The following is a 25,538-nucleotide window of genomic DNA, read 5'->3' as shown; positions in this document are numbered from 1 at the left end:
CCTCCGCAGCGTCGTGTCCTCAACGACGTTTGGTCGCGGAAGGCGCGGCGCCGGTTCAGGGGCAACGGCGAGTTTTTTGCTTCGGCGCGATCAGTGCTTGCCCTTGGCCGCGAAAGCCTCGGCCCGGATCGTCGAGAGCGACTTCGCCGGGGTGATCGCCTCTGGGTCGAGCAGGCAGTGAATGATCGCGGGCTTGCCGCTCTTCACCGCGCGCTCGAAGGCCGGGGCGAACTCTTCGGTCTTCTCGACACGCTCGCCATGGCCGCCGAACGCCTTGGCATAGGCGGCGAAATCGGGGTTCTTCAGCGTCGTCGCCGAGACGCGGCCGGGATATTCGCGCTCCTGATGCATGCGGATCGTGCCGTACATGCCGTTATCGACGACGACGACGATCACCGGCAGGTCGTACTGCACGGCCGTCGCGAAGTCCTGGCCATTCATCAGGAAGCAGCCATCGCCGGCGAAGGCGATGACGGTGCGCTCCGGGAAGAGCCGCTTGGCGCCGATCGCGGCCGGCACGCCATAGCCCATCGAGCCGCAGGTCGGGGCGAGCTGCGTCGCGAACTTGTTGAAGCGGTGGAAGCGGTGCACCCAGGTCGCGTAATTGCCGGCGCCGTTGCACATGATGGCGTCGTCGGGCAGCTGGCTGCGCAGCCAGCGCACCATCTCGCCGGGGTGGAACTCGCCGGGCACGGGCGCCGGCTGCTCGCTCCAGGCGATATAGGCTTCGTGCGCGGCGGCGCCGGCGCCTTTCCAGGCCGGAGCCTTGGGGGGCTCGATCGCGGCCAATGCGGCGCAGAAGCCGGCGGGCGAAGCATTGATCGCGAGCGTCGGCCGGTAGACGCGACCCAGCTCCTCCGGATCGGCATGGACATGCACCAGCGGCCGGCCCGGATTGGGAATGCCGAACAGCGTGTAGGACTGGCTCGGCATCTCCGACAGCCGCCCGCCGACGAGCAGGACGAGATCGCTCTCCTTGATGCGGGCGAGCAGCTTCGGGTTCGGGCCGATGCCGAGATCACCGGCGAAATTCGGATGATCGGCCGGGAACAGCATCTGCCGGCGGAAGGAGACCGCGACCGGCAGGTCGAAACGCTCGGCGAAGGCCTGGAACTGCGCGATCGTCTCAGGGCTCCAGCGCGAGCCGCCGAGGATTGCGATCGGCGACTTGGCCGCAGCGAAGCGCTTGGCCAGATCCTGCATCTGCACCGGCGAGGGATGCTGCTCGGTGACCTGATAGGGCTCGGCGTCGGCGACATCCGCGAGGTCGGTCAGCACGTCCTCGGGCAGCGCGATTACGACCGGGCCAGGCCGGCCCGAGGTCGCGACGTGGAAGGCGCGGCTGATGATTTCCGGGATGCGCGCGGCATTGTCGATCTCGGTCGCCCATTTCGTCATCGTGCCGAAGACGGCGCGGTAATCGAGCTCCTGGAAGGCCTCGCGCTCGCGCATGCTGCCGTCGATCTGACCGACGAAGAGGATGAGCGGCGTCGAATCCTGGTCGGCGATATGGATGCCGGGCGAGGCGTTGGTGGCGCCGGGGCCGCGAGTCACGAAGCAGATGCCGGGCTTGCCTGTGAGCTTGCCGGCAGCCTCGGCCATCATGCAGGCGCCGCCCTCGGCCCGGCAGATGGTGACCTTCATCGACGCATCGTGCAGTGCGTCGAGCACGGCGAGATAGCTCTCGCCCGGCACGCAGAAGGCGTCGGTGGCGCCATGGATCAGAAGCTGGTCGACGAGGATCTGCCCGCCGGTGCGATTAGCCATTGCTCTTGTTCCCTTGTCCTAGCCGTCATTGCGAGGCGCGCAGCGACGAAGCAATCCAGGGGGACGTCGAGCGAGCCCTCCTGGATTGCTTCGCTGCGCTCGCAATGACGGCGGATGTCATCGTGCCGGCCCTCCCCAGGCCGGATCGTTCAAAATGTCGTCTGCATGTTCGCCGAGCCGGGGGCTCGGCCGCTTTGCCACTTGCCGTACGCCGTTCATGACGATGGGCGAGGCGACGGTCGGAATGCTGCCCGCCTTCGCGGCAGCGCTCGGCAGGTCGACTTTGACGCCGCGCGCTACCACCTGCGGATCGGCGAAAACCTCGCCGATATCGTTGATCGGCCCTGCGGGTACGCCGACCTTCTCCAGCCCGGCCAGAAGCTCGGCCTTGGTCTGGCGCTTGCAAAGTTCGTGCAGCCGCGCCGTCAGCGCGACGCGGTTCTTCACCCGCGACTTGTTGTCGAGATAGTCGGGATGGTCGGCCAGTGCCGGCTCGCCCAGCACGTCGCAGAGCTTGCGCCACTGCCCGTCATTGCCGGTCGCGATGATGATATGGCCGTCGGCGACCGGGAACACGTCATAGGGCACGATGTTCGGATGGGCGTTGCCGAGCCGGGGCGGCGGGTTGCCGCCGACGAGATAGTTCATCGCCTGATTGCCGAGCACGGCGACCTGCGAGTCGAGCAGGGCGAGATCGAGCGTGGCGCCTTCGCCGGTCGCATCGCGGTGGCGCAGCGCCGAGAGGATGCCGACCGAGGCATAGAGCCCGGTGTAGATGTCCGCGACCGCATAGCCGGCCTTCATCGGCGCGCCCGCCGGCTCGCCGGTGATCGACATGGCCCCGCCCATGCCCTGGACGAGGAAGTCGTAGCCGGCGCGCGGCGCATACGGGCCGTCCTGGCCGAAGCCGGTGACCGAGCAATAGATCAGGCGGGGGAATTCCTTGCGCAGCGAGGCGGAGTCGAGCCCGTATTTGCTGAGGCCGCCCACCTTGAAGTTCTCGATGACGACATCGGCATGGGCGGCCAGTCGCCTGACCAGCGCCTGGCCTTCGGCCGTCCGGAAATCGGCGGTGATCGAGCGCTTGCCACGATTGGCGGCGTGGAAATAGGCGGCCGAGAGGTGCTCTTCGCCGGTGCTCTCGACGAAGGGCGGGCCCCATTTGCGGGTGTCGTCGCCCTCGGGCGCCTCGACCTTGACGACATCGGCGCCGAGATCGGCCAGGAGCTGGCCGATCCAGGGACCTGCAAGGATGCGCGCCAGTTCGAGGACGCGCAGGCCGGCGAGGGGAGGGGTCGTCATGGCGGGTTCGACTCGGGCGTCATGGTCGGGCTTGGCCCGACCATCTCCGGGGAGGTTCGCGTGGGACGAGATGCCCGGGTCAAGCCCGGGCATGACGCCTGATTGCGCTCAGAAGAACGCCTGCAGGCCGGTAATCGCCCGGCCGAGGATCAGCGCGTGGACGTCATGCGTGCCCTCATAGGTGTTCACCGTCTCGAGGTTCGCCGCATGGCGCATCACCTGATACTCGATCTGGATGCCGTTGCCGCCGTGCATGTCGCGAGCCTGGCGGGCGATGTCGAGCGCCTTGCCGCAGTTGTTGCGCTTGACCAGCGAGATCATCTCCGGGGCCATCTTGCCCTCGTCGAGCAGGCGCCCGACGCGCAATGAACCCTGCAGGCCGAGTGTGATCTCGGTCAGCATGTCCGCGAGCTTCTTCTGATAAAGCTGGGTCTGGGCGAGCGGCTTGTTGAACTGCTTGCGGTCGAGCCCATACTGGCGGGCGCGGTGGAAGCAATCCTCGGCGGCGCCCATCACGCCCCAGGAGATGCCGTAGCGCGCGCGGTTCAGGCAGCCGAACGGACCCGACAGGCCCGAGACGTTCGGCAGCAGGTTCTCTTCCGGCACGATGACGCCGTCCATGACGACTTCGCCGGTGATCGAGGCGCGCAGCGAAAGCTTGCCGCCGATCTTCGGCGCGGAGAGGCCCTTCATGCCCTTGTCGAGGATGAACCCGCGGATCTGGTTGTCATGCGCTGATGATTTCGCCCAGACGACGAAGACGTCGGCGATCGGCGAGTTCGAGATCCACATCTTCGATCCCGTCAGCTTGTAGCCGTCGGCGACCTTCTCGGCGCGGGTCTTCATGCCGCCTGGGTCGGAGCCGGCATCCGGCTCGGTCAGGCCGAAGCAGCCGACCCACTCGCCGCTGGCGAGCTTCGGCAGGTACTTCTTGCGCTGCTCCTCGCTGCCATAGGCATAGATGGGATACATCACGAGCGAGGACTGCACCGACATCATTGAGCGGTAGCCGGAATCGACGCGCTCGACCTCGCGGGCGACCAGCCCGTAGGAGACGTAGTTCGCGCCGGCGCAGCCATATTCCTCGGGGACGGTGACGCCGAGCAGGCCGAGCTCGCCCATTTCGTTGAAGATCGAGCGATCGGTCTTCTCGTCGAGATAGGCGTCATGGATGCGGGGAGCGAGCTTCTCCTGCGCATAGGCGCGGGCCGTGTCGCGGATCAGCCGCTCGTCTTCCGTGAGCTGCTCGTCGAGCAGATAGGCGTCGTCCCAGGTGAACTTCGCGAGCTTGTGGCTGCCGGCCATGTTCTTCGTCTCCCGTCCTGTTTCCACTTACCGTCATTGCGAGGAGCGGAGCGACGAAGCAATCCAGGGGGACGTAGAGCGCTGCCGCTCCTGGATTGCTTCGCTTCGCTCGCAATGACGGGTGCTGTTCAGCTCAATCCGTCACGCATCCACGTCGAAGCTGACGCCCTGCGCCAACGGCAGCGTGGTGCCGTAGTTCAGCGTGTTGGTGGCGCGGCGCATATAAGCCTTCCAGGCGTCGGAGCCGGCCTCGCGACCGCCGCCCGTCTCCTTCTCGCCGCCGAAGGCCCCGCCGATCTCGGCGCCCGAGGGGCCGATATTGACGTTGGCGATGCCGCAGTCCGAACCCTCGTCCGAGACGAAGAGCTCGGCCTCGCGCATGTTCAGCGTGAAGATCGAGGAGGACAGGCCGGCGCCGACGGCGTTCTGGATCGCGATCGCCTCGTCGATGGAGTTGTACTTCATCACATAGAGGATCGGGGCGAAGGTCTCGCGCTCGACCGGGCCGCACTGCTTGGGCATCTCGACCAGCGCCGGACGGACGTAGAAGCCGCCCGCGCCGACATCGACCTTCTCGCCGCCATGGACCTTGCCGCCTTCGGCCTTGGCCTCGGAGAGCGCCTTCTGCATCCCCTGATAGGCGGCCTCGTCGACCAGCGGGCCGACCAGCACGCCGGCCTCGCGCGGATCGCCGATCTTCACCGAGCCGTAGACCTTGGCGAGCTTCGGCACGAGCGCGTCATAGACGCTTTCATGCACGATCAGGCGGCGCAGCGTGGTGCAGCGCTGGCCGGCGGTGCCCATCGCGGCGAAAGCGATGCCGCGCAGCGCGATGTCGAGATCGGCGGAGGGAGCGACGATCGCGGCGTTGTTGCCGCCGAGCTCGAGGATCGCACGGGCGAAGCGCGACGCCAGCTTCTGGCCGACTTCCTTGCCCATGCGGGTCGAGCCGGTGGCCGAGACGACAGGGACGCGGTGGTCGGAAACCAGGATGTCGCCGATCTCGCGAGCGCCGATCAGCACCTCGGAAAGGCCGACCGGAGCCTCGGGGCCGAAGCGCTTCATGGTCTTCTCGACGATGGCCTGCACGGCGAGCGCGGTCAGCGGGGTCTTCTCGGAGGGCTTCCAGACGACGCTGTCGCCGCAGACGAAGGCGAGCGCCGCGTTCCAGCACCAGACCGCGACCGGGAAGTTGAAGGCCGAGATCACGCCGACGACGCCGATCGGATGCCAGGTCTCCATCATGCGATGGTTCGGGCGCTCGGTGGCGATGGTCAGGCCGTAGAGCTGGCGCGACAGACCGACAGCGAAATCACAGATGTCGATCATCTCCTGAACCTCGCCGAGGCCCTCGGAGACGACCTTGCCGGCTTCGAGCGTCACCAGCAGACCGAGATCGGTCTTGGCGGCGCGCAGTTCCTCGCCGAGCAGGCGAACGAACTCGCCGCGCCGCGGCGCCGGCACCTTGCGCCAGGCGAGGTAGGCGGACTGCGCCCGGCCGATCGCGGCCTCGGCCTCGGCAGGGTTCGTCTCGCGCAGGGTCACGACGGTCTCGCCGGTGATCGGCGAGCGCGCCGACAGGCCGGCATCGGCATAGGCTGCCTCGGAAACCCCGAGGCGCTTGAGCAGGGCGAGCGTGTCTTTCGGCAGAGGTGTGGCCATCGTTGTCTTCCAGCGGTCGCGGGCGGACGCCAAAGGGCTGATAACCCCGAGGCGCATGAAGCAATGGCGCGGAAACCGGAGCCGCCGCGCTTTGGGCCGGGAGAATGCCCTCTTTCATAGGGGGGCAGCAACCGATATGTTCTCACCACTTGGTGAGAAATTCTCATGGATGACGCGCTCGTTCCCGGCCGCCTCTCGGTGCCCTCGCTCTCCGCGCTCGCCGCCTTCGAGGCGGCTGCCCGGCATGGCAGCTTCACCCGTGCGGCGGAGGAGCTCAACCTGACGCAGGGCGCGGTCAGCCGCCAGGTCGCGCATCTGGAGAAGGTGCTCGGCGTCAGCCTGTTCGAGCGCGTCAAGAAGCGGGTGAGTCTGACCGCGGCCGGCGCCGCCTATGCCGCCGAGATACGGGACGGACTCTCGCGGCTTGCCGCCGCGACCGTCTCGGCCATGGCCTTTCGCGGGGCAGCAGGGGTGTTGAACCTCGCGACGCTGCCGACCTTCGGCACGCGCTGGCTGATCCCGCGCCTGCCACGCTTCATCGAGGCGCATCCCGGCATCACCATCAACTTCACCACGCGGCTGGTGCCGTTCGATTTCGCCCGCGAGCAGGTCGACGCCGCCGTGCATTTCGGCGCCGAGAGCTGGCCGGGCGCGCGGCTGCACCGGCTGATGGGCGAGGAGGTTGTGCCCGTCGCTGCGCCGTCCCTGCTTGTGCGCGCCGGTATCGCCGCCCCGGCCGACATGCTGCGCGTGCCGCTGCTCCAGCAATCGACGCGTCCGCGCGCCTGGGCCAACTGGCTGGAACAACAGGGGCTGGCGCCTGAACGGGCGCTGATGGGGCCGCGCTTCGAGCAGTTCGCCATGATCGCACAGGCGGCGGTGGCGGGGCTCGGGCTCGCCATCGTGCCGCGCTTTCTGGTCGAGGAGGAGCTGCGCTCGGGCTCGCTCGTCATCCCTATCGACCGGCCGGTGACGGGCAAGGACGGCTATTACCTCGTCTATCCCGAGGAGAAGGCCAATCTGCCGACGGTCGTCGCCTTCCGAGACTGGCTGCTCGGAGAATGTGCGCCGACGAGTTGAGGCGCCTCTCGACAAGCGCGGCGTGCTCAGTCATTCATGCGCGAAATTCACCAACCCGGCTTCCCGCCCGAAGCCGGCCGCGCGAGGCCTGCCATGCCGCCCGTCTCCGAAAGCGCCGATGTCGTGATCTGCGGTGGAGCCGCGATCGGTTCCTCCGTCGCCTATCATCTCGCCGCCGATCCCGGCTTCACCGGCAAGGTCGTGGTGCTCGAGAAGGACCCGACCTATCGCTTCTCCGCCTCTGCGCTCTCGGCCGCCTCGATCCGCCAGCAGTTCTCCAGCGCGGTGAACATCCGCATCTCTCTCTTCGGCATCGATTTCCTGCGCAATATCGGCCAGCACCTCGCCGTCGACGGCGAAGTCCCGGCGATCGACCTGCATGAGGGCGGCTATCTCTATCTCGCGAGCGAGGCAGGGGCGCCCGTCCTTCACGCCAACCAGAAGCTGCAGGCGGCCGAGGGTGCCGACATCGCCCTCTACGATCCCGCCGCGCTGAAGCAGCGCTTCCCCTGGCTCAATGTCGAGGATCTCGCCTGCGGCACCTTTGGCGTCAGCGGCGAGGGCTGGTTCGACGGCTGGGCGCTGCTCCAGGCCTTCCGCAAGAAGGCGCGCAGCCTCGGCGTCGAGTACAGGCAGGGCGAGATCGCCAGCTACGTCACGGAGGGCGGCCGGGTTACTGCGGTCGAGCTTGCAGACGGCAGCCGCATCGCCTGCGGCGCCGTAGTCAACGCCAGCGGCACCCATGGCGCGAAGCTCGCCGCTACTGCAGGCATTTCCATCCCGGTGAAGTCAATGAAGCGCTATGTCTTCACCTTCACCTGCAAGGGCGATGTCGACGGCTGCCCGCTGTTGATCGACACCACCGGCGCCTGGTGCCGGCAGGAGGGCAAGCGCACCGCGGAAGGCCAGCTCTTCATCGGCAGCTGCTCGCCGCTGACGCCCGAGCAGGACGTGGAATGGATCGAGTCCGATCCCTCCGCCGAGGATGTCGACTGGGGCTTCTTCGAGGAGGTGGTCTGGCCCTCCCTCGCCAACCGCATCCCGGCCTTCGAGCAGATCAAGCCCGGACGCGCCTGGGCCGGGCCCTATGACATGTGCGGCCTGGACCACAACGCCATCGTCGGCCCTGCGGTTGGCTTGCCCAACCTCTATCTCGCCAACGGCTTCTCCGGCCATGGCCTGCAGCAGTCGCCGGCGGTTGGGCGCGGACTTGCCGAGCATATTGCGCATGGCGGCTATCGCTCGCTCGACCTTGCCGATCTCGGCCACGAGCGCATCGTTGCGGGCAGGCCGCTCAAGGAGGCCAACGTCATCTGACGAGGAGGCACCGCCATGGTCGATCCCGCTTTCGTCCGGACCATGGCCCGCTACAATGCCTGGCAGAACCGCAGCCTGATGGAGGCGGCCGACGGGCTGAGCGACGAGGCCCGCAAGCTCGACCGCGGCGCCTTTTTCAAGTCGATCCACGGCACCTTCAACCACATCCTCTGGGCCGACGAGGTCTGGCTCAGTCGCCTGATCGGCAGCGAGAGGCCGTCCGTCGGCGGTCGTGATTCAGCTGTCTATTTCGAGGGCTGGGCGCAGTTCTGCGCGCGCCGCCGCCAGCGTGACCAGGCCATTCTCGACTGGGCGGAGAGCGTCGAGGTCGATTGGCTGCGCGGCACGCTGATCTGGTATTCCGGCGCTGCCGGCCGCGAGATGGGCAGGCAGCGGGGCTTCGTGATCGCGCATTTCTTCAACCACCAGACTCATCATCGCGGCCAGATCCACGCCATGCTCACGGCGGCCGGAGCAAAGCCGGATGATACCGACCTCTTCCGCGTCGACGAGGTGCGGTGAGGGGCGCCCGGCAATTCAAGTGCGGTCATCCCGGGCGACCGTAGGGAGACCCGGGATCCATGCCTGAGCTTTTATCGGGTGGGTTCAGGCATGGATCCCGGCTCTTTGCTTCGCTCCGGCCGGGATGACGCGCGTTTGGGTCTGCGCGTTTTGAGCCTCGGTTAAACGTTCGCGGGATCGCTGTCTTCCTCATCGCGATCCGGCGGCACCGTCGCCGTCGCATTCTGGCTGAGCTTCTGAAACAGGCCGAGCCCGACCAGCGCCAGCACGGCGAGCAGCATCAACAGGCCGGGATAGACGACGTCCCCCATCGTCTCGCGCGAGGTCTTGGCGATCAGCACCAGCGATTCCAGCGAGAGCGCCACGATCATGATCGACATGAACTTGGTCAGCGATCCCCGCGCCTCGGCCGGCCGGCGCATCTCGCGATCGGCGACAACCTCCTCCTCGAACAGGAACTTCCCGACATCGGCCACGGCGACTGCGATGATGACGAGTCCAATCGCGTCGAGCATCGTGTCGAGCGCGCCGTCGCCGGTCCAGAAACCGTGCGAGGTGCGCCAGACCGCGACGCCGATCAGGATGATCGAGGCTCCCAGCAGCGCGAAGGCGATGATGGTGTAGAGCAGCCGGCTGAACAGCGTCATATCTTCCCCCCGATCCGATTGCTGGCGACAACCGCCCTCACAGCGGCGGGTTCCGTCACGGCGCCCCGCGGCGCTTGTCTCGATGTATCGACAGCATGCATGGCGGCTCCTGCGGCGGAGCCGATTGCCGGCTATCGCGTTCCATGCTCCAAGCGCGAAGTTCCGCCGGAGCGCTTGCCAATGCCCGAGACGACGACCCTCATCACCTTCGCCCTGATCGCGCTCGGCATGGTGCTGACGCCCGGCCCAAACATGATCTACCTGATCTCGCGCTCGATCGCGCAGGGCAGGGGCGCGGGCCTGATCTCGCTCGGCGGCGTGATCCTCGGCTTCTTCGTCTACATGTTCTGCGCCGCCTTCGGCATCACGGCGCTGCTCTTCGCCGTTCCCTATGCCTATGACGCGCTGCGGCTGGGCGGTGCGGCCTATCTGCTCTGGCTCGCCTGGCAGGCGGTGCGCCCTGGCGGACGCTCGCCCTTCCATGTCCGCGACCTGCCGCATGACGGGCCGCGCAAGCTCTTCGCCATGGGCTTCCTGACCAGCCTGCTCAATCCCAAGATCGCGATGTTCTATCTTGCGCTGCTGCCGCAGTTCATCGACCCGGCCGCCGGCGACGTGCTGGCCCAGTCGGTCGTGCTCGGCTTCATCCAGATCGCGATCAGCGGCAGCGTCAACGCCCTGATCGCGACGGCTGCCGGCAGCATCGCGCTGTTCCTGAAGACGCGCCCGTTCTGGTCGCTGGTGCAGCGCTGGCTGATGGGCACCGTGCTCGCCGGCTTCGCCCTGCGCATGGCCATGGAAGCGCGGCGCTAGCCGTCCCGGATGTCAGCTCTCGAACCCGCGACGGACGCTCCCCGGCCGAGCCTGCCGAACCTGTTCACTGGCTTTCTCAAGATCGGGATGATGGGGTTCGGCGGCGTCGGACCGGTGGCGCGCCATATCATCGTCGCCGAGCGCAGCTGGCTCGACGATCGCGGCTATGCCGAGCTGATGGGCATCTGCCAGGCGCTGCCCGGCGCGAACACCGTCAACGCCGCCGTTATGCTGGGCGACCGCTTTCGCGGCGCGGCCGGCGCTTTGACCTGCGTCTTCGCTCTGATGGCGATGCCGCTGCTTTCGCTCGTCGCAATCGCAAACATCTACGGCGCTGTTTCCGATCATCCGCTGGCGCGGGTCGCGCTGACCGGCGCTGCCGCCAGCGCTGCCGGGCTGATCCTCGGCACGGCCGCACGGCTGCTCACGAAAGCCGGCCTCGCCCGCTGGGCCTGGGTGATGGCGGCCGCCGCCTTTATCGCGGTCGGGCTTCTGCGGCTGCCGATGCTGCCGACGCTGCTGGTGCTCGTCCCCCTTGGACTGGCAGCTGCCTCTCTGGGCGCGCGGCGGGTCTGATGGAGCGCGGCATCTTCGGCCAGCTGGTCATCACCTTCGGCACGATCTCCCTGATGGCGATCGGCGGCGCCAATGCCGTGGTGCCGGAAATCCACCGCCAGGTCGTCGAGATCCTCGGCTGGATGGATGCGCCGACCTTCGCGCGGCTCTTCGCCATCGCGCAGACGGCGCCCGGCCCCAATATCATGCTCGGCAGCATCGTCGGCTGGCATGTCGCCGGGATAAGCGGTCTGCTGGTCGCCACGGTGGCGATGCTGCTGCCGTCCTCGCTGCTCGCGCTCGCCTGCAACCGCGGACTGCAGCGCTATAGCGACAACCGCCTTGTTCGGATTGTGACGCTCGCTCTGGTGCCGATCGCGCTCGGCCTGATGCTCGCGAGCGGGGCCGTCGCGACGCTCGCAGCCGATGCCGGCCTTTTCGGCTTCGCGATCACGGCGGCGACCACCTTGGTGACCTATCGCTCCAAGCTGAATCCGCTGGTGCCGATGGCTGCCGGGACGGTCATCTATGTCGCGGGCTGGTACGCGGGCCTCGTCTGACCGCTTCGGTGGCCCGAGCCGGGCGGACCCGTCGCGAATTGGCGCTCCGCCCGTCGGATGTGTAGGATCGGCCGCCCGGCACGGTCGAGGGGGCCTTTCGTGCAGACCGAGCAAAGCGTCCTGCGTCTCTCGATCGCCGTCACCTTCCTGCTCGCCGCAGCGGGCATCGTCTTCGGCCTTCTCTCCGGCTCCTTCGCGATCGTCTTCGATGGCGTCTACGCTTTGACGGATGCGGCGATGACGATCGTCGCGCTGCTGGTGGCGAATCTGATCACGTCCTCGACGGCGGAAGGCGCTGTCAGCGGCAGGTTGGTCAAGCACTTCACCATGGGTTTCTGGCATCTGGAGCCCATGGTCCTCGGGCTCAACGGCGTCCTCCTGACCGGAGCCGCGGTCTATGCGCTGATCAACGCGATCGGCAGCATCATGGCCGGCGGGCGGCACCTCGCCTTCGATTATGCGATTGTCTATGCGGTCCTGACGATGCTGATCGCCTTCGCCATGGCGGTTTACGGCAAGCGGGCCAACCGGGATCTTCATTCGAACTTCGTCGCGCTGGATGCGAAGGCCTGGGCGATGTCGGGCGGCCTTAGCGGTGCCCTGCTCGTCGCCTTCGTCTTCGGTTACGCGATCCATGGGACGCGGTTCGCCTGGATGCTGCCCTATGTCGATCCGGTCGCGCTCGCGCTGGTCTGCATCGTCGTGATCCCCATGCCGATCGGCACGATCAAGCAGGCCCTGGCCGACATCTTGCTCGTGACGCCTGCCGATTTGAAGCGCCATGCCGACAACGTCGCGGAAGACATCGTGCGTCGCTACGGCTTTGCTACCTACCGCTCCTATGTCGCGCGGGTCGGCCGCGGACGGCAGATCGAGCTGTATTTCATCGTGCCCAAGGACGAGCCGGCGAAGAAGCTGGAGGAATGGGATCGCATTCGCGACGAGATCGGCGAGGCGATCGGCGACGATACGCCCGACCGCTGGCTCACCATCGTTTTCACCACGGATCCCGAATGGGCCGATTGAGCCCGGCCCGGGCGCCGCTGCGACTGGGTATGCGCGCGGTGAATGGGGTCTCCGCCGCCGTTTCCCGTTGCCGCGAAAGGCCCAGCCTATAAGCTGCCCGGCATTGTCCCATCCGGAACGAATGCGAGTGAGCCGATGAGCGCTTTGACCCCCGAGGAACAGAAGGTCACCGAGTGGCTGGCGAGCCGCAAGGAGGGCATGGTCGCGCTGCTCCGCGAACTGGTCGACACCGACTCGGGCTCCTACGACAAGGCCGGCGTCGACCGGGCAGGGGAGGTCGTGGCGCGCTTCCACAAGGCGAACGGGCTCGATGTCGAAATCGTGCCCGACACCCGCTTCGGCGATGCGGTCAAGGCGCGCCTGCGCAATCCGACGGCCAACGACCAGCGTCCCGTGCTGCTGCTCGGCCATCGCGATACCGTCTTCCCGCAGGGCGAACCCACGCGGCGGCCTTTCACGGTCAAGGGCTCGCGCGCCTATGGGCCGGGCGTCGCCGACATGAAGGGCGGCATCGTGATCTCGGCCTTCGTCGCCGCGGCTTTCTCCGAATGCGGCGGCTTGGCCTCGCCGTTGCTGATGCTCACGACCAGCGACGAGGAGATCGGCTCGCCGTCCTCCCGGCCGGTGATCGAGGAGGCGGCGCGTGAGTCGCGCTGCGTCTTCAATGCCGAGCCCAGCCGCCTGCCGGGCGGGACCGATTTCGCCAGGGATCACAAGCAGTCGGTCACCAGCGGGCGCAAGGGCGGCGTTTTCATGCGGGCCGAATTCACCGGCAAACCGGCCCATTCCGGCGCCAATTACGAGAAGGGCGCCTCGGCCATCGTCGATCTCGGCCACAAGATCCCCAAGCTGCAGGGTCTCACCGATCTGGAGAAGGGCATCACCGTCAATGTCGGGCTGATCGGCGGCGGCCAGACGGTCAACACCATCGCCCCGAGTGCCTGGTGCGAGATCGACCTGCGCTATGTCACCGCCGCCCAGCGCGACGAGATGGTCGGCAGGATCAAGGCGATCGTCGAGGTGCCGGAAGTGCAGGGCACCAGCGCCGTGCTCTCCATCAAGGGCGAGTTCCTGCCGCTCGAGCGCTCGCCGGAATCGGCGGCGTTGTACGACACCTATCGCGAGGCGGCGGCAGCCTTCGGCATCGGCGTGACGGCGGAGTTCACCGGCGGCTGCGCCGATTCCGGCTTCACCGCCGCGCAGGGCACGCCGACGCTGTGCAGCGTCGGCCCGATCGGTGGCATGGCGCATACGCCGGACGAGTTCCTCGAGGTCGAGAGCCTCGTGCCGGCGGCGCAGGTGCTGGCGCTTGCCGTGATGCGTGCCGCCGCGAAGGTCGGCTGAGAGCGGTTCAGCGGCAGAGCAGATCGATCTTGCGGCTGAGCGAGGGCTCGTCCTCGCTCAGCCGGTCGGTCAGCACATGCAGCCAGTTGAAGCCGACCCAGAGCTCGAGCCGGTCGTCGATCTCCCCGGCTGCGAACTCGCCGCGCTCGGCGGCGCGCATGAACATCTGCCGTGGCGCCGCCAGCCTCTCCGGCATGAACTTGAAGCGCAGCGCGGCGAGCGCGCTTTCGCTGCTCTGAGCCTCGGCGATCAATCCCCGGAAGACGCGCCCCGCCGTATCCTCGCGCCAGAACCGCCAGAGGTCTCTGGTGTAGCGCAGAAGGTCGGCGCGCAATGAGCCCTCGTCCGGCACGGGGATCGCGGCGTCCTTTTCCGCGCCGTAGACGTCAATGAACAGATCGGCCTTGTTCGGCCACCAGCGGTAGATCGTCGGCTTGCCGGCACCGGCACGGCGGGCGACCTCCTCGATCGAGAAGCCGGCATAGCCCTTCTCCGCCAGCAGATCCCGCGCCGCCGCCTTCACGGCCGCCTCCGTCTCGGGGCTGCGCCGCGCGCCGATTGAGGCGCGGCGCTTCATGCGCGGTTCCATTGCATTCCCGTCCCTGTCGCTTCGCGGTCTCGCATTGACATAACGAAACGGACCGTTTAGTTCAACCAATCGAAACGGTCCGTTTCGTTATGAATAAGGCCATCACATGGGCACGCCTTCTTCCCTCTCGCGCCTTGCGGCACGCCTGGGCTTCCTGGCGGTTGCGACTGTCGGTGCCTATGGCGCCATCAATCTCCTGCTGGCTTTCCTCGCGCCGCTGACGCAGGGATGGCCGACGCTCGGCGTCACGGCCCTGGCCGTGCCGCCGATGGTGCTGGCGATGGTCTACGGGGTGATCCCGATCGCGTTCCGTTTCGGTTCGCCCCGCTGATGCGCGGCGCGCTCAGAACGCCTCTTCCCAGTCGCGGCTGAGGCGCATCGCGCAGTTGATCAGCCCGACCATCGAATAGGTCTGCGGGAAATTGCCCCAGAGCTCGCCGGTTTCGAGATCGGCATCCTCCGAAAGCAGGCCGAAGCTGTTGCGCCGCTTCAGGATGCGCTCGAACAGCTCCTTGGCCTCCTCGCTGCGCCCGATCGTGTTCAGCGCGTCGACATACCAGAAGGCACAGATCAGGAAGCCGGTGTGCATGTAGCCGAAATCGTCCTGCGTCGCGTAGCGCAGCAGCAGGTCGCCGCGCCTCAGGTCGCGGCCGATCGCCTCGACGGTGGCAATGAAGCGGGCGTCATCCGGCGTGACGAAGCCGATCTCGGCGAGGAGCAGCAGCGTCGCGTCGAGATCCTGGCCGTTGAAGGTCGAGACAAAATGGCCCTTCTCGCCGTTCCAGATGCGCTCGGTGATGGTCGTCTTGAGCCGCTTCGCCTCGCCCTTCCAATATTCCTTGCGATCTGCTCGCCCGAGCGTGCCGGCGATGCGAGCGAGCCGGTCGCAGGCCGCCCAGCACATCACGCTGGAGAAGGAGTGCACGGCTTCCTTCTCCCGCAACTCCCAGGGGCCGGCGTCGGGCTTGTCGAACACCGAGATCGCCAGCTCGCCCATGCGCTCGAGCTGGCTGAACAGCGTATCCTTGCCGGGCTGGATCAGTCGACGGTCGAAGAAGGAATGCGTCGCCGCCAGCACGACCGCGCCATAGCCATCGTTCTGGATCTGCACCGCCGCGCCGTTGCCGAAGCGCACGGGCTGATGCCCGCGATAGCCTGAAAGGTTCGTGGCCTCGAATTCGATCAGCGTGCCGCCGCGCGTGATCGGATAGAGCGGCGGCAGGTGCTCGGCGCCGCTTTCCGAGAAGGTGTCGACGATGTTGGTGATGAAGCCGAGATAGTCCTCCATCGTCCGCGTCGTGCCGAGCCGGTTGAGCGCATGGACGACGAAATAGGCGTCGCGCAGCCAGCAATAGCGGTAGTCCCAGTTGCGCTGGGTGCCCGGCGCCTCCGGAATTGAGGTTGTCAGCGCCGCGACGATCGCGCCGGTTTCCTCGAAGGAGCAGAGCTTGAGCGTGATCGCCGCGCGGATCACCTCCCGCTGGTACTCGAACGGGATCGACAGGGAGCGCACCCAGTCGCGCCAGAAATCGGTGGTCTTGTCGAGAAACTCGCGGGAGGTCGTCTCGATCTCGGCGCGCAGTGCCTCATCCGTGCCGATGAAGAATGAGTAGGTCTGGTCGACGGCGAAGGGAACGCCGTCGACGATATAGGAGATCGGTGCGTTCGTGGTCAGCCTGATCGTCTGGTCGGCGCCGACGAAGCGCACATGGTTCGAGCCGCGCGTGATCTCGTCGGGCTCTTCTCCGATGCCGAGGCAGGGCTTGACGAGGACGCGGATACGCGGCCTGCCCGAGATGCGGCGCACGCGGCGTACGAGCTGCGGCGGCCGGAAGAAGCGCTCGTAGCGCACGAAGCGTGGCGCGAAATCGAGGATCTCGATGGCGTTGCCCTGATCGTCCGACAGCACGGAGGAGAGGATGGCGGTATTGTCGAGATAGCCTTGCTCGCAGCGCGTCATGCCGACGAGCTCGATGGCGAAGAAGCCCTTGTCGAGCTCCTCATTGCCGTCATCGGCCTTGTTGTTGATCAGCGAGCAGAACACGGGATCGCGGTCGAAACGCGGGAAGCAGCCCCAGACGATGCGGGCACGCCGGTCGATGAGCGCGGCGATCGAGCAATTGCCGATCACGCCGAGATCGAGCGAGGCGGAGCGTTGCCCCGCGGCCGTGGTCGTTACGGTCATGGCCAGACCCTTAGTCCTGGGAGAAGCTGGAAGCGGCGAGGCCGCCATTCTCGGCGGCTGCGAGAAGGATATGCCGCAAGGCGGTCGGCGAGGCGAGGCGGATCGTCGCCAGGCTTTCCCGATCTGCGCCGATCCGGATCGAAAGCCCATCCATGGCGTTGACCGTCTCGAAGCCGTCCTCGTCGGTGATGTCATCGCCGATGAAGACGGGGCGGCGGCCGGCATAGGCCGGCGTCGCCATCAGCATAGCGATGGCGCTGCCCTTGCTCGCGTTGGCCGGCACCAGCTCGGCGACAGACTTGCCCTCCTGCAGGCGCACGGACGGCCCGAGCTTCGCGGCCGCCTTGCGCATCAGATCCAGCGCCTCGTCCTTGAGTTCGGGCGCGAGCCGCCAGTGCAGTGCGGTCGATATCCGCTTGTCCTCGACGATGATGCCGACATGGCTGTTGGCGAAGCGCACGAGGTCCCGCACCGCCTCGCGCATGTGTTCGGGGGGGGCGGATTGGGACCGGAGCTCGCCGCCCATCCGAATCTGTGCGCCGTGCAAACCGGCGATGTCGAAGATGTAAGGTGCCAGCATCTCGTCGAGAAAGGCGATCGGGCGTCCCGACACCAGGGCCAGCGCGCCGCCAAGCTGGCTGCGCAGGCTTTCCAGCGCCGGGGCGACGCGCCGGTCGAGCTGGACATCCTCGGGTGAGGGCGCGATCTCGACCAGCGTTCCGTCGAAATCCAGGAACAGCGCGATCTGCTCCGCCTCCGCAGCGATATCGCGGGTGCTCGGGACAGTTTCCGGTTCGATCAATGTCGTCATCGCTTTCTATTTGGGCAGGGAAGACGGCAGAAGAACGGCTGTCCTCGCTGACAATCCTTTCTCATCGTCCGCACGCCGCTATCGGCGCGGAAAAATCGTCATCGGGGTTGTCTCATTCTACTGTTCGCCCGATAGTGGCGATCACGATTTCACCGCAGCACTGCCACCGCTTCGCCATGCGGCCAGCGCTGCACCCTGGAAACATTACGCCTGCCTGGGCGTTCTGTTCCTGCCGCCGGTGGCAAAAATCGGGCGGCCGTCCTGGAGAAATTCGTCGCTATGCGCCTCATCGTCGTTTCGAACCGCGTCACCATCCCCGATCGTCAGGAAAAGGCAACGGCGGGCGGGCTGGCGGTGGCGCTGCGCGAGGCGCTCGAGCAGCATGGCGGCCTCTGGTTCGGCTGGAGCGGCGGCGTCAGTGATGCGGCGGTCCATGACGTCCGGCAGGTCCAGCGCGGCAACGTGACCTATGCCGTGACCGACCTCAGCGAGGCCGAACGGCAGAGCTATTATCTCGGCTTTTCGAACCGGGCTCTCTGGCCGCTGATGCATTACCGGCTGGGACTGACCGATTTCCAGCGCAGCGACTATATGGGCTATCTCGGCGTCAATCGCCGCTTCGCGCGGGCGCTGGCGAGCCTCATCCAGCCCGACGACGTCATCTGGATTCACGATTATCATCTGATCCCGCTGGCAGCGGAACTGCGCCGGCGCGGTGTCAGCAACCGCATCGGCTATTTCCACCATATCCCGTGGCCCTCGGCCGATGTGATGGGGGCCTTGCCGTTCAGCGGGACACTGATCCGCACCATAGCCGCCTATGATCTGGTCGGCATGCAGACGGAGCTCGATGTCCGCAACCTGATCGGCGGGCTGGAGGCGCTGTGCGGCGGCCGCAGCGACGGGCGGCGCGTGCGTGTCGGTACGCGCGAGACCGAGGTGCAAGCCTTCCCGATCGGCATCGACGTCGAGGCTTTCCGCCGCCTTGCCACGGCCTCGACGCGTCAGGCGCCGACACCGCTGCGGGCCACGCGGGAATCGCTCGGTGAGCGCAAACTGGTCGTCGGCGTCGATCGGCTCGATTATTCTAAGGGCATCGTGCAGCGCCTCGAAGCCTTCGGCGAGTTCCTGCGCAGCCATCCCGAGCACCGCGGCAATGTGAGCCTCCTGCAGATCGCCCCGCCTTCGCGCAGCGACGTGCCCGAATATGCCGAGCTCGACCGTCTTTCCGACGAGGTTGCGGGCAGGCTGAACGCTCAGCTCGGCGAGTTCGACTGGACGCCGATCCGGGTGGTCAAAAAGGCATACTCGCGCAGTGCGCTCGCCGGCTTCTATCGCCGCGCGGAGGTCGGGCTCGTCACCCCGATGCGGGACGGGATGAATTTGGTCGCCAAGGAATATGTCGCGGCGCAGAATCCTGCAGATCCGGGTGTCCTTGTCCTGTCGCGCTTCGCTGGCGCTGCCCAGCAGATGCGCGAAGCCCTGATCGTTAATCCCTACGATGCCCATGAGGTGGCGGATGCGATCCGTACCGCGCTCGCTATGCCCAAGGCTGAGCGTATCCGCCGTTTCGAGACGCTTTACGCCACGATCACCGCGACGGACATCGATTGGTGGACGCAGCGATATCTCGACGCGTTGGCGGGCAGTGGTGCCATGCCGGGCGCCGAAGCTGAGCACATGAAACCGAGAACCGGGACCCGGCGCCCCGCGCGGGCCGCCGCCAGCGCGAAGCGGCCGTCGCAGGATGCGAAGAGCCGCAAGGTCTCGAAAGAATCACCGCGGAAGCAAGGGCCCCGCGCAGTGTCTCATTTGGCGGTGGTTCAGCCATGAGACCTTGTCACAATCGCGACGAAGACGGTCGAAATCTTGGGGGGATGTTTCACAGCCTGCTCACAGCCCTTGCCGAATAAGGTCTTTGGTCGCTAGAAGGCAGCATGGCCGGGGCGGGCGACTCGGGTCGGACAGGCATCGTATCGTCGATGGCTGAGGAGGCGGGCGGAGGGCTGAGATCGATGCGAGGTGCTCTCGGAGGACCGGGCGTTCTGTTGCGCCGCCTCCGCGAGGTCATGGCCGCATCGATCAGCCCGCAGGAGCGGCTCGATCGGCTCGTCGTCCTGATCGCGGGCAATCTCGTCGCGGAAGTCTGTTCCGTCTACGTCCTGCGCGAGGACGGCTCGCTCGAGCTCTACGCCACCGAGGGCCTCAACCGCGAGGCGGTTCACCTCACGACCATGCGTGCCGGGGAGGGCCTCGTCGGCCTGATCGCGAGCGAGGCCGAGCCGCTGGCACTTTCGGATGCGCAGGCGCATCCCTCCTTCTCCTACCGGCCCGAGACGGGCGAAGAGGTCTATCGCTCCTTCCTCGGCGTGCCGATCCTGCGTGGCGGCGCCGTGATGGGCGTGCTCGTCATCCAGAACCGGGCCTCGCGCATCTACTCCGAAGAGGAGATCGAGAGCCTCCAGACCACCGCCATGCTGATGGCGGAGATGATCGCGGCCGGCGGATTGAAGTCGCTGGCGGCACCCGGCGCATCCATCGGTCTCGATCGCCCGATCCATGGCGTCGGCGTTATCTTGGCTGATGGCGTCGGTCTCGGTCATGCCGTGCTGCACGAACCGCGCGTCGCGATCAGCAACCTCATCGCTGAAAACCCGGCTGCCGAGGTCAGTCGCCTCGAAGCTGCGATCGGCGAGATGCGTGCCTCGATCGACGAGCTGATCGAGCGTGGCGACGTCGCCCATACCGGCGAGCACCGGGACGTGCTCGAGACTTTCCGCATGTTCGCTCACGATCAGGGCTGGCTGCGCCGGATGCGCGAGGTCGTGCTCACGGGCCTGACCGCGGAGGCGGCTGTCGAGCGCGTCCAGTCCGACACCCGTGCGAAGATGCTGCGCCAGACCGATCCCTATCTGCGGGAGCGGCTGCACGATCTGGACGATCTCGCCAACCGGCTCCAGCGCACCCTGCTCGGCAAAGCCAATGGCGTCGCGCATGAGAAGTTGCCCGAGAATGCGATCCTCGTCGCTCGCTCCATGGGGCCGGCCGCTCTGCTCGACTATGAGCGCGCGCATCTGCGCGGCCTCGTTCTGGAGGAGGGCGGTCCGACGAGCCACATCGCCATTGTCGCGCGAGCCCTCGGCATTCCCGCAGTCGGCGAGGTTGCCAATGCGACCGCGCTCATTCAGGCGGGTGACGCCATCATCGTGGATGGCCAGGCCGGCGAGGTGCAGATCCGCCCCCAGCCCGACGTCGAGAACGCCTACAAGGACAAGGCTCGGCTGCGCGCCCGCAAGCAGAAGCAGTACGAGAAGCTGAAGGAGCTTCCGGCGGCGACCAAGGATGGTGTCGCGATCACCCTGCAGATCAATGCCGGCCTGATCGTCGACATGCCGAACATCGAGGCGACGGCGGCGTCGGGTATCGGGCTCTTCCGCACCGAGCTGCAGTTCATGGTGGCGCAGCACATGCCCACCACCTCCGAGCAGCAGGCGCTCTATGCGGCCGTGCTGGACGCGGCCGGCGAACGGCCCGTGACCTTCCGCACCCTAGATATCGGCGGCGACAAGGTGTTGCCCTATATGGAGCGGGTCGAGGAGGAGAACCCTGCGCTCGGCTGGCGGGCGATCCGCATCGGGCTCGACAAGCCGCGCCTGCTCCGGGCGCAGCTGCGCGCGATGCTGCGTGCAGGGGCCGGGCGCGATCTCAAGATCATGCTGCCGATGGTCGCGACCACGGACGAGTTCCGTCGCGCCCGCATGATCATCCGCCGCGAGCAGGCGATGCTGGAGAAGCAGGGCGTCGCCCCGCCGCGGGATCTGCGCGTGGGCGTGATGGTGGAAGTGCCTTCGCTCCTGTTCGAGCTGCCGGAAATCTCGCGCGAGGCGGATTTCCTCTCGATCGGGACGAACGACCTGATGCAATTCCTGTTCGCGGCCGACCGCGAGAACAAGCGTGTGGCGGACCGTTTCGATCCGCTCGGCGTCGGTGCCTTGAGGGCGCTGCGCCGGATCGTCGACGCGGCCTCGGAAGCCGGCTGCCCGGTGACCGTTTGCGGCGAGATGGGCGGCAAGCCGCTGGAGACCATGGCCCTGATCGGCCTGGGCTATTGCGGCTTCTCGATGTCGGCTGCCTCGGTTGGCCCGGTCAAGGCGATGTTGCGTGCGCTCGACGTTCGCAAGCTCCGCGAGCGCATGGACTGGATGCTTGCCTCGCCGGAAGGCGCCGCCAGCCTGCGCCCGCAGCTCGCTGCTTTCGCGGCTGAATTCAAGGTCCCGGTCTAGCGACGCTCATTGTCGCGCCCGGTCTCTCATCATTTGCCAGAGTTCTCCCATGTCCCTTCAGCTTCCCCAGGACCGTCTCGACAGCATCGTGGCGCGTCATGCCGCCGCGATGGACGAGATCAACCACGCGAGCGATCCGGCACGGACCGTCGAATTGGCGAAGGAACTCTCGGAGCTCGATCCGGTCGTTGCCGCGATCGCTTCCTGGCGCCAGGCGCAGGTCTCGCTGGATGAGGCAGAGAGCCTGATCGCGGATCCTGCTACCGACCCGGAGTTCCGCGATCTTGCCTATGAGGAGCGGGAGGCCGCCCGCGCCGAGATCGAGCTGCGCGGCCGCGAGATCCTGATCGCGCTGCTGCCGAAGGATGCCGCCGACGAGCGCGGCGTCATCATCGAAATCCGGGCGGGAACGGGGGGCGATGAAGCCTCGCTCTTCGCCGGTGATCTGCTGCGCATGTATCAGCGCTATGCGGCCCAGAAGGGCTGGAGCGTCGACATGCTTTCGGAAAGCGAGGGGACCGTCGGCGGCTACAAGGAAGCCATCGCCGAGATCAACGGCCGCGGAGTCTATGCCAGGCTCAAATTTGAATCCGGCGTTCACCGCGTCCAGCGTGTGCCGGATACGGAGGCGAGCGGGCGCATCCACACCTCGGCGGCAACGGTGGCGACCCTGCCGCTCGCGAGCGACGTCGACATCGTGCTGAACGATGCCGACATCCGCACCGATACGCTGCGCTCGGGCGGTGCAGGTGGCCAGCACGTCAACAAGACCGAATCGGCTGTGCGCCTCACCCATATTCCGACCAATACCGTCGTGCTGGTGCAGGACGAGCGCTCTCAGCACAAGAACAAGGCCAGGGCCTATGAACTGCTGCGCGCCAAGCTCTACGACATGGAGCGCCTGCGCATCGATGCCGAGCGCTCGGCGGACCGGCGTTCGCAGGTCGGCTCGGGCGATCGCTCGGAACGTATCCGCACCTACAATTTCCCGCAGGGGCGGGTGACCGACCATCGTATCAACCTGACGCTCTATAAGCTCGACGAGATGATGCAGGGGCTCGTCCTGGACGAGATCGTCGATGCCCTGACCGCCGAGCATCAGGCAAGGCTCCTGGCAGAAGAAGGAGCGGCGTAAGCCCGTGGCGATGAAACCAAATCGCCCGACCGACGTTGGTGACGTATCGACACCAGCAAAGGGGGGAGCCTCCCATGATCAAGACTGTTTCCACGGTTGCAATGGCCGGCCTGATGGCGCTGGCGATGAGCGGAATCTCGCAGGCGCAGGAGAATACCTTTCGCAAGATCACATCCGGTCCGCCGGCGGCCTTGCAGGGGTCGATGACCCAGGCGCAGGCGCGCAAGGCCTGCCAGATGGAGATGAAGGGCGCTCGCGAAAGCAAGGCCTCGATCAATACCAAGATGAAGCTGTGCATCGATCAGAAAATGCAGGGCAACAGCTGATAGCGAACGCAAGTCCGGCGAGCGCTTTGCCCGCCGGCATCGATTGGTCAGGGGAGGGCGCCGTGCCGACCGTCAGGGAGGCGCGGCGTCTTCTTGCGCAGCGCCTGATCCAAGCCGGTTCGGAAACCGCCGGGCTCGATGCTCGCCTCCTCATCGAAGGCAGTGTCGGAGCTGAAAATCCCGACCCCGACATGGTTTTGCCGGCAGAGGCGCTTGCCAGGCTGCGCGGCTTCGCGGCACGGCGCGTCGCGGGCGAACCGGTCTGGCGCATCCTCGGCGAACGCGAATTCTGGGGCCTCCCGTTCCGGCTCTCGCCCGCGACGCTGGAGCCACGGCCGGACAGCGAGACCATTGTCGAAGCCGCCTTGCAGGAACTGGCTGATCGCCGTGGCGAGGCCCTGAAGCTGCTCGATCTCGGAACCGGAACCGGCTGCCTGCTGATCGCGCTGCTGAGCGAGCTGCCGCAGGCGACGGGCATCGGCATCGACCTGTCGGAGGAGGCCAGCCTGACGGCCGCTGCCAACGCTGCGCTGAACGGGTTGACCGATCGCGTGAGCTTCCGGCAAGGCAACTGGACCGAGGGACTGACGGGCGGCTTTGACCTGATCCTGTCCAACCCGCCCTATATTCCCTCGGCGGAGATCGCGGGCCTGTCCGTCGAGGTGCGGGAGCATGACCCGGTGCTGGCTCTCGATGGCGGAGAGGATGGGCTGGGGCCCTATCGAATCTTCGCCAGAACCTTGCCCGCTTTGCTGGCGCCGGGCGGCCTTGTCGTCTTTGAGATCGGTGCCGGGCAGGGACCCGATGTCATCGCGCTGATGCGGGCCGGCGGGCTTGAATTCCGGGGCAGCCGGAACGATCTGGGGGGGCACGAGCGGGCGTTGATCTTCGCGCTCGCCTGAAATGCACAGGCTTTTGGTTGATTTCGCTTGGAGAAGCCGCCAAAAGCCGCTATGCAGCATTCAGCCGAAGCTGGTGGCGTCAGAGCCGGGCCTCTGGGCAGTTTCCGATCTTACAGGATTTGCTCGAGTTCGGCATCGTTTGCAGGCGTGTTCCTGAAGCGGTGCAGCTGACAAGCCGGGTGGAGCCCCGAAGGCGCGTGGCGCCGATCGGCTCATGGGGTTGAGCCCCCCTTTTGGGGCTGGAGCTCCGTTTTGGAAAAGAGCGCGTGAAGACCAGAAACGGCGTATCGCCCCTTCGGGTCAACTCAGTCCGGCACAGCGTCGCAACCCGCTGTGTGTCGCAACGCGTATGACGGCACCACGGTTGCTTTGAGCACAGAAGCGCGAGACAGACGCGAATGAGACCAGGTCAGAACCGGCGTATGCGCGGCCGTAACAATAACGGCAACAACAACGGCAATCGCAAATCTCCTAATCCGCTGCAACGTAGCTACGAATCCAACGGTCCGGACGTAAAGGTCCGGGGCACGGCGCAGCATGTCGCCGAGAAATATCTGCAGCTTGCGCGCGACGCCCAGTCTTCTGGCGATACGGTCGCGGCCGAGAGCTATTTCCAGTACGCGGAGCACTACTATCGCATCCTGCTCGCGGCGCAGGAGCAGATGGCCCAGCAGTTCGGCCATTCCTTCCCGCCGAATCGCGCCTTCGTCGAGGATGCGGACGAGGGTGACGAGGAGGGCGAAGAGGAGGGGCAGCTTTTCCAGCCCGGCGCCGGGCCGCAGCCCGATTTTCGCGGGCCGAACGGCCATGCCGGCCAGAATGGCTACAACGGTCATGGCGGCCTGCGCGCCGAAGGCGAGGGGGGCGAGGGCCAGCCGCAGGGCGGCCAGCGTTTCGACCGCCAGAACCGTCGCGAGCGTTTCAACAACAACGACCGTAACAACAACGATCGCCGCTTCGATCGTCAGGATCGCGGTGAGCGTCGCTTTGATCGTAATGCCGAAGGCGGCCAGAGTGGGGCTCCCGGCTATGCGCCGCGTCCCGATGCACCGCGTTCCGATATTCCGGTTAGCACCGAGAACGCGACCGAGGCTGCTCCCGAGCAGGTTCAGAGCGAGCGTCGTTTCGAGCGCAGCGAGCGTCCCCAGCGCGAGCGTCGTCCGCGCCGCGAGCGCGAGATCGAGGCGGATGCGGGCGAGGATGTCGCCACCGCTCTGCCGTCCTTCCTGACCAACCCCGTGCGCGTATCGGCGCCGGAGCCGGTCGAGGCGGCACCGGCGGAGCCGGTTGAGGCGGCTGCCGACGTTGCCGCGGAGCCGGCGCCCAAGCGCACCCGCCGCCGCCGCTCGCCGCGCGAGGTCATGGACGCTCTCGGCTCCGAGACGGATGGGTCGGCCGAGTAAGCCG

General features: G+C 66.7%; 23 protein-coding genes. 15 read left to right on the top strand and 8 right to left on the bottom strand.

The genetic code is table 11. From position 1 onward, the window contains the following. Positions 1-90: 90 nt before the first annotated feature. The 4 genes from AC1DNE_RS16395 to amaB form a co-directional block, all read right to left on the bottom strand. On the bottom strand, positions 91-1,767 hold the full coding sequence (locus tag AC1DNE_RS16395; RefSeq protein ID WP_441471428.1) for a thiamine pyrophosphate-binding protein: 1,677 nt from the start codon (positions 1,765-1,767) through the stop codon (positions 91-93). A 117-nt stretch (positions 1,768-1,884) separates the two neighbouring features. Next, positions 1,885-3,069: a CaiB/BaiF CoA transferase family protein gene (locus AC1DNE_RS16390; protein WP_441471427.1), complete on the bottom strand. Its 1,185-nt coding sequence runs from the start codon at positions 3,067-3,069 to the stop codon at positions 1,885-1,887. Positions 3,070-3,177: 108 nt separating this feature from the next. Beyond that, the gene (locus AC1DNE_RS16385; protein WP_441471426.1) at positions 3,178-4,374 is read right to left on the bottom strand and encodes an acyl-CoA dehydrogenase; all 1,197 of its coding nucleotides are present in this window, start codon (positions 4,372-4,374) and stop codon (positions 3,178-3,180) included. A 141-nt stretch (positions 4,375-4,515) separates the two neighbouring features. Continuing rightward, on the bottom strand, positions 4,516-6,036 hold the full coding sequence (amaB, locus tag AC1DNE_RS16380; RefSeq protein ID WP_476803954.1) for an L-piperidine-6-carboxylate dehydrogenase: 1,521 nt from the start codon (positions 6,034-6,036) through the stop codon (positions 4,516-4,518). A gap of 165 nt (positions 6,037-6,201) precedes the next feature. On the opposite strand from amaB, the gene AC1DNE_RS16375 reads away from it, so the two are divergent. From AC1DNE_RS16375 to AC1DNE_RS16365, 3 genes are all read left to right on the top strand, one after another. After that, complete coding sequence (locus tag AC1DNE_RS16375; protein WP_441471424.1) at positions 6,202-7,116, top strand: LysR family transcriptional regulator; 915 nt, start codon at positions 6,202-6,204, stop codon at positions 7,114-7,116. 93 nt (positions 7,117-7,209) lie between these two features. Then, a complete protein-coding gene (locus AC1DNE_RS16370; RefSeq protein ID WP_476766109.1) occupies positions 7,210-8,433 on the top strand; it encodes an NAD(P)/FAD-dependent oxidoreductase in 1,224 nt (407 codons plus the stop codon). Positions 8,434-8,448: 15 nt separating this feature from the next. Next, positions 8,449-8,955, top strand: coding sequence for a DinB family protein (locus tag AC1DNE_RS16365; protein WP_476766108.1), 507 nt, complete (start codon positions 8,449-8,451; stop codon positions 8,953-8,955). 161 nt (positions 8,956-9,116) lie between these two features. Here AC1DNE_RS16365 and AC1DNE_RS16360 read toward each other — a convergent pair whose 3' ends face one another. After that, positions 9,117-9,602 carry a GNAT family acetyltransferase gene (locus tag AC1DNE_RS16360; RefSeq protein ID WP_476766107.1) on the bottom strand — a complete coding sequence of 162 codons (486 nt, stop codon included), beginning with the start codon at positions 9,600-9,602 and terminating at the stop codon, positions 9,117-9,119. A 180-nt stretch (positions 9,603-9,782) separates the two neighbouring features. Here AC1DNE_RS16360 and AC1DNE_RS16355 point away from each other — a divergent pair, with 180 nt between their 5' ends. The 5 genes from AC1DNE_RS16355 to AC1DNE_RS16335 all read left to right on the top strand — a co-directional run bounded on the left by AC1DNE_RS16355 (position 9,783) and on the right by AC1DNE_RS16335 (position 13,900). After that, a complete protein-coding gene (locus tag AC1DNE_RS16355; RefSeq protein ID WP_476766106.1) occupies positions 9,783-10,415 on the top strand; it encodes a LysE family translocator in 633 nt (210 codons plus the stop codon). Between the two features lie 9 nt (positions 10,416-10,424). Continuing rightward, positions 10,425-10,991, top strand: a complete 567-nt coding sequence (locus AC1DNE_RS16350) for a chromate transporter (RefSeq protein WP_476766105.1) — start codon at positions 10,425-10,427, stop codon at positions 10,989-10,991. Further along, positions 10,991-11,530, top strand: coding sequence for a chromate transporter (locus AC1DNE_RS16345; protein ID WP_476766104.1), 540 nt, complete (start codon positions 10,991-10,993; stop codon positions 11,528-11,530). The genes AC1DNE_RS16350 and AC1DNE_RS16345 overlap by 1 nt, the downstream gene beginning before the upstream one ends. Before the next feature lie 99 nt (positions 11,531-11,629). Next, the gene (locus AC1DNE_RS16340; protein WP_476841123.1) at positions 11,630-12,556 is read left to right on the top strand and encodes a cation diffusion facilitator family transporter; all 927 of its coding nucleotides are present in this window, start codon (positions 11,630-11,632) and stop codon (positions 12,554-12,556) included. Between the two features lie 135 nt (positions 12,557-12,691). After that, entirely contained in the window at positions 12,692-13,900 is a 1,209-nt protein-coding gene (locus AC1DNE_RS16335) for a M20 family metallopeptidase (protein WP_441471416.1), read from the top strand. Between the two features lie 7 nt (positions 13,901-13,907). Here the strand turns inward: AC1DNE_RS16335 and AC1DNE_RS16330 are convergent, their stop codons facing one another. Continuing rightward, positions 13,908-14,477, bottom strand: coding sequence for a TetR/AcrR family transcriptional regulator (locus tag AC1DNE_RS16330; RefSeq protein WP_441471415.1), 570 nt, complete (start codon positions 14,475-14,477; stop codon positions 13,908-13,910). A 118-nt stretch (positions 14,478-14,595) separates the two neighbouring features. On the opposite strand from AC1DNE_RS16330, the gene AC1DNE_RS16325 reads away from it, so the two are divergent. Further along, positions 14,596-14,820, top strand: a complete 225-nt coding sequence (locus AC1DNE_RS16325; RefSeq protein WP_441471414.1) for a putative antibiotic biosynthesis monooxygenase — start codon at positions 14,596-14,598, stop codon at positions 14,818-14,820. A gap of 12 nt (positions 14,821-14,832) precedes the next feature. Here the strand turns inward: AC1DNE_RS16325 and AC1DNE_RS16320 are convergent, their stop codons facing one another. Together AC1DNE_RS16320 and otsB are read right to left on the bottom strand one after the other, a co-directional pair. Further along, positions 14,833-16,674, bottom strand: coding sequence for a glycoside hydrolase family 15 protein (locus AC1DNE_RS16320; RefSeq protein ID WP_441471413.1), 1,842 nt, complete (start codon positions 16,672-16,674; stop codon positions 14,833-14,835). Between the two features lie 10 nt (positions 16,675-16,684). Beyond that, entirely contained in the window at positions 16,685-17,485 is an 801-nt protein-coding gene (otsB, locus tag AC1DNE_RS16315; protein WP_441471412.1) for a trehalose-phosphatase, read from the bottom strand. Between the two features lie 279 nt (positions 17,486-17,764). Here otsB and otsA point away from each other — a divergent pair, with 279 nt between their 5' ends. From otsA to AC1DNE_RS16285, 6 genes are all read left to right on the top strand, one after another. Then, positions 17,765-19,318: an alpha,alpha-trehalose-phosphate synthase (UDP-forming) gene (otsA, locus tag AC1DNE_RS16310; protein ID WP_441471411.1), complete on the top strand. Its 1,554-nt coding sequence runs from the start codon at positions 17,765-17,767 to the stop codon at positions 19,316-19,318. A gap of 182 nt (positions 19,319-19,500) precedes the next feature. After that, on the top strand, positions 19,501-21,768 hold the full coding sequence (ptsP, locus tag AC1DNE_RS16305) for a phosphoenolpyruvate--protein phosphotransferase (RefSeq protein WP_441471410.1): 2,268 nt from the start codon (positions 19,501-19,503) through the stop codon (positions 21,766-21,768). Positions 21,769-21,817: 49 nt separating this feature from the next. Next, a complete protein-coding gene (gene prfA / locus AC1DNE_RS16300) occupies positions 21,818-22,903 on the top strand; it encodes a peptide chain release factor 1 (RefSeq protein ID WP_441471409.1) in 1,086 nt (361 codons plus the stop codon). A 74-nt stretch (positions 22,904-22,977) separates the two neighbouring features. Then, on the top strand, positions 22,978-23,229 hold the full coding sequence (locus AC1DNE_RS16295) for a hypothetical protein (RefSeq protein ID WP_441471408.1): 252 nt from the start codon (positions 22,978-22,980) through the stop codon (positions 23,227-23,229). 62 nt (positions 23,230-23,291) lie between these two features. Further along, a complete protein-coding gene (gene prmC, locus AC1DNE_RS16290; RefSeq protein WP_441471407.1) occupies positions 23,292-24,131 on the top strand; it encodes a peptide chain release factor N(5)-glutamine methyltransferase in 840 nt (279 codons plus the stop codon). Between the two features lie 422 nt (positions 24,132-24,553). Continuing rightward, positions 24,554-25,534 carry a DUF4167 domain-containing protein gene (locus AC1DNE_RS16285; protein WP_441471406.1) on the top strand — a complete coding sequence of 327 codons (981 nt, stop codon included), beginning with the start codon at positions 24,554-24,556 and terminating at the stop codon, positions 25,532-25,534. Positions 25,535-25,538 lie beyond the last annotated feature (4 nt).

This window comes from Allobosea sp. 05L423 (assembly GCF_056397745.1).
This window is presented reverse-complemented; position numbering and strand designations above follow the sequence as displayed.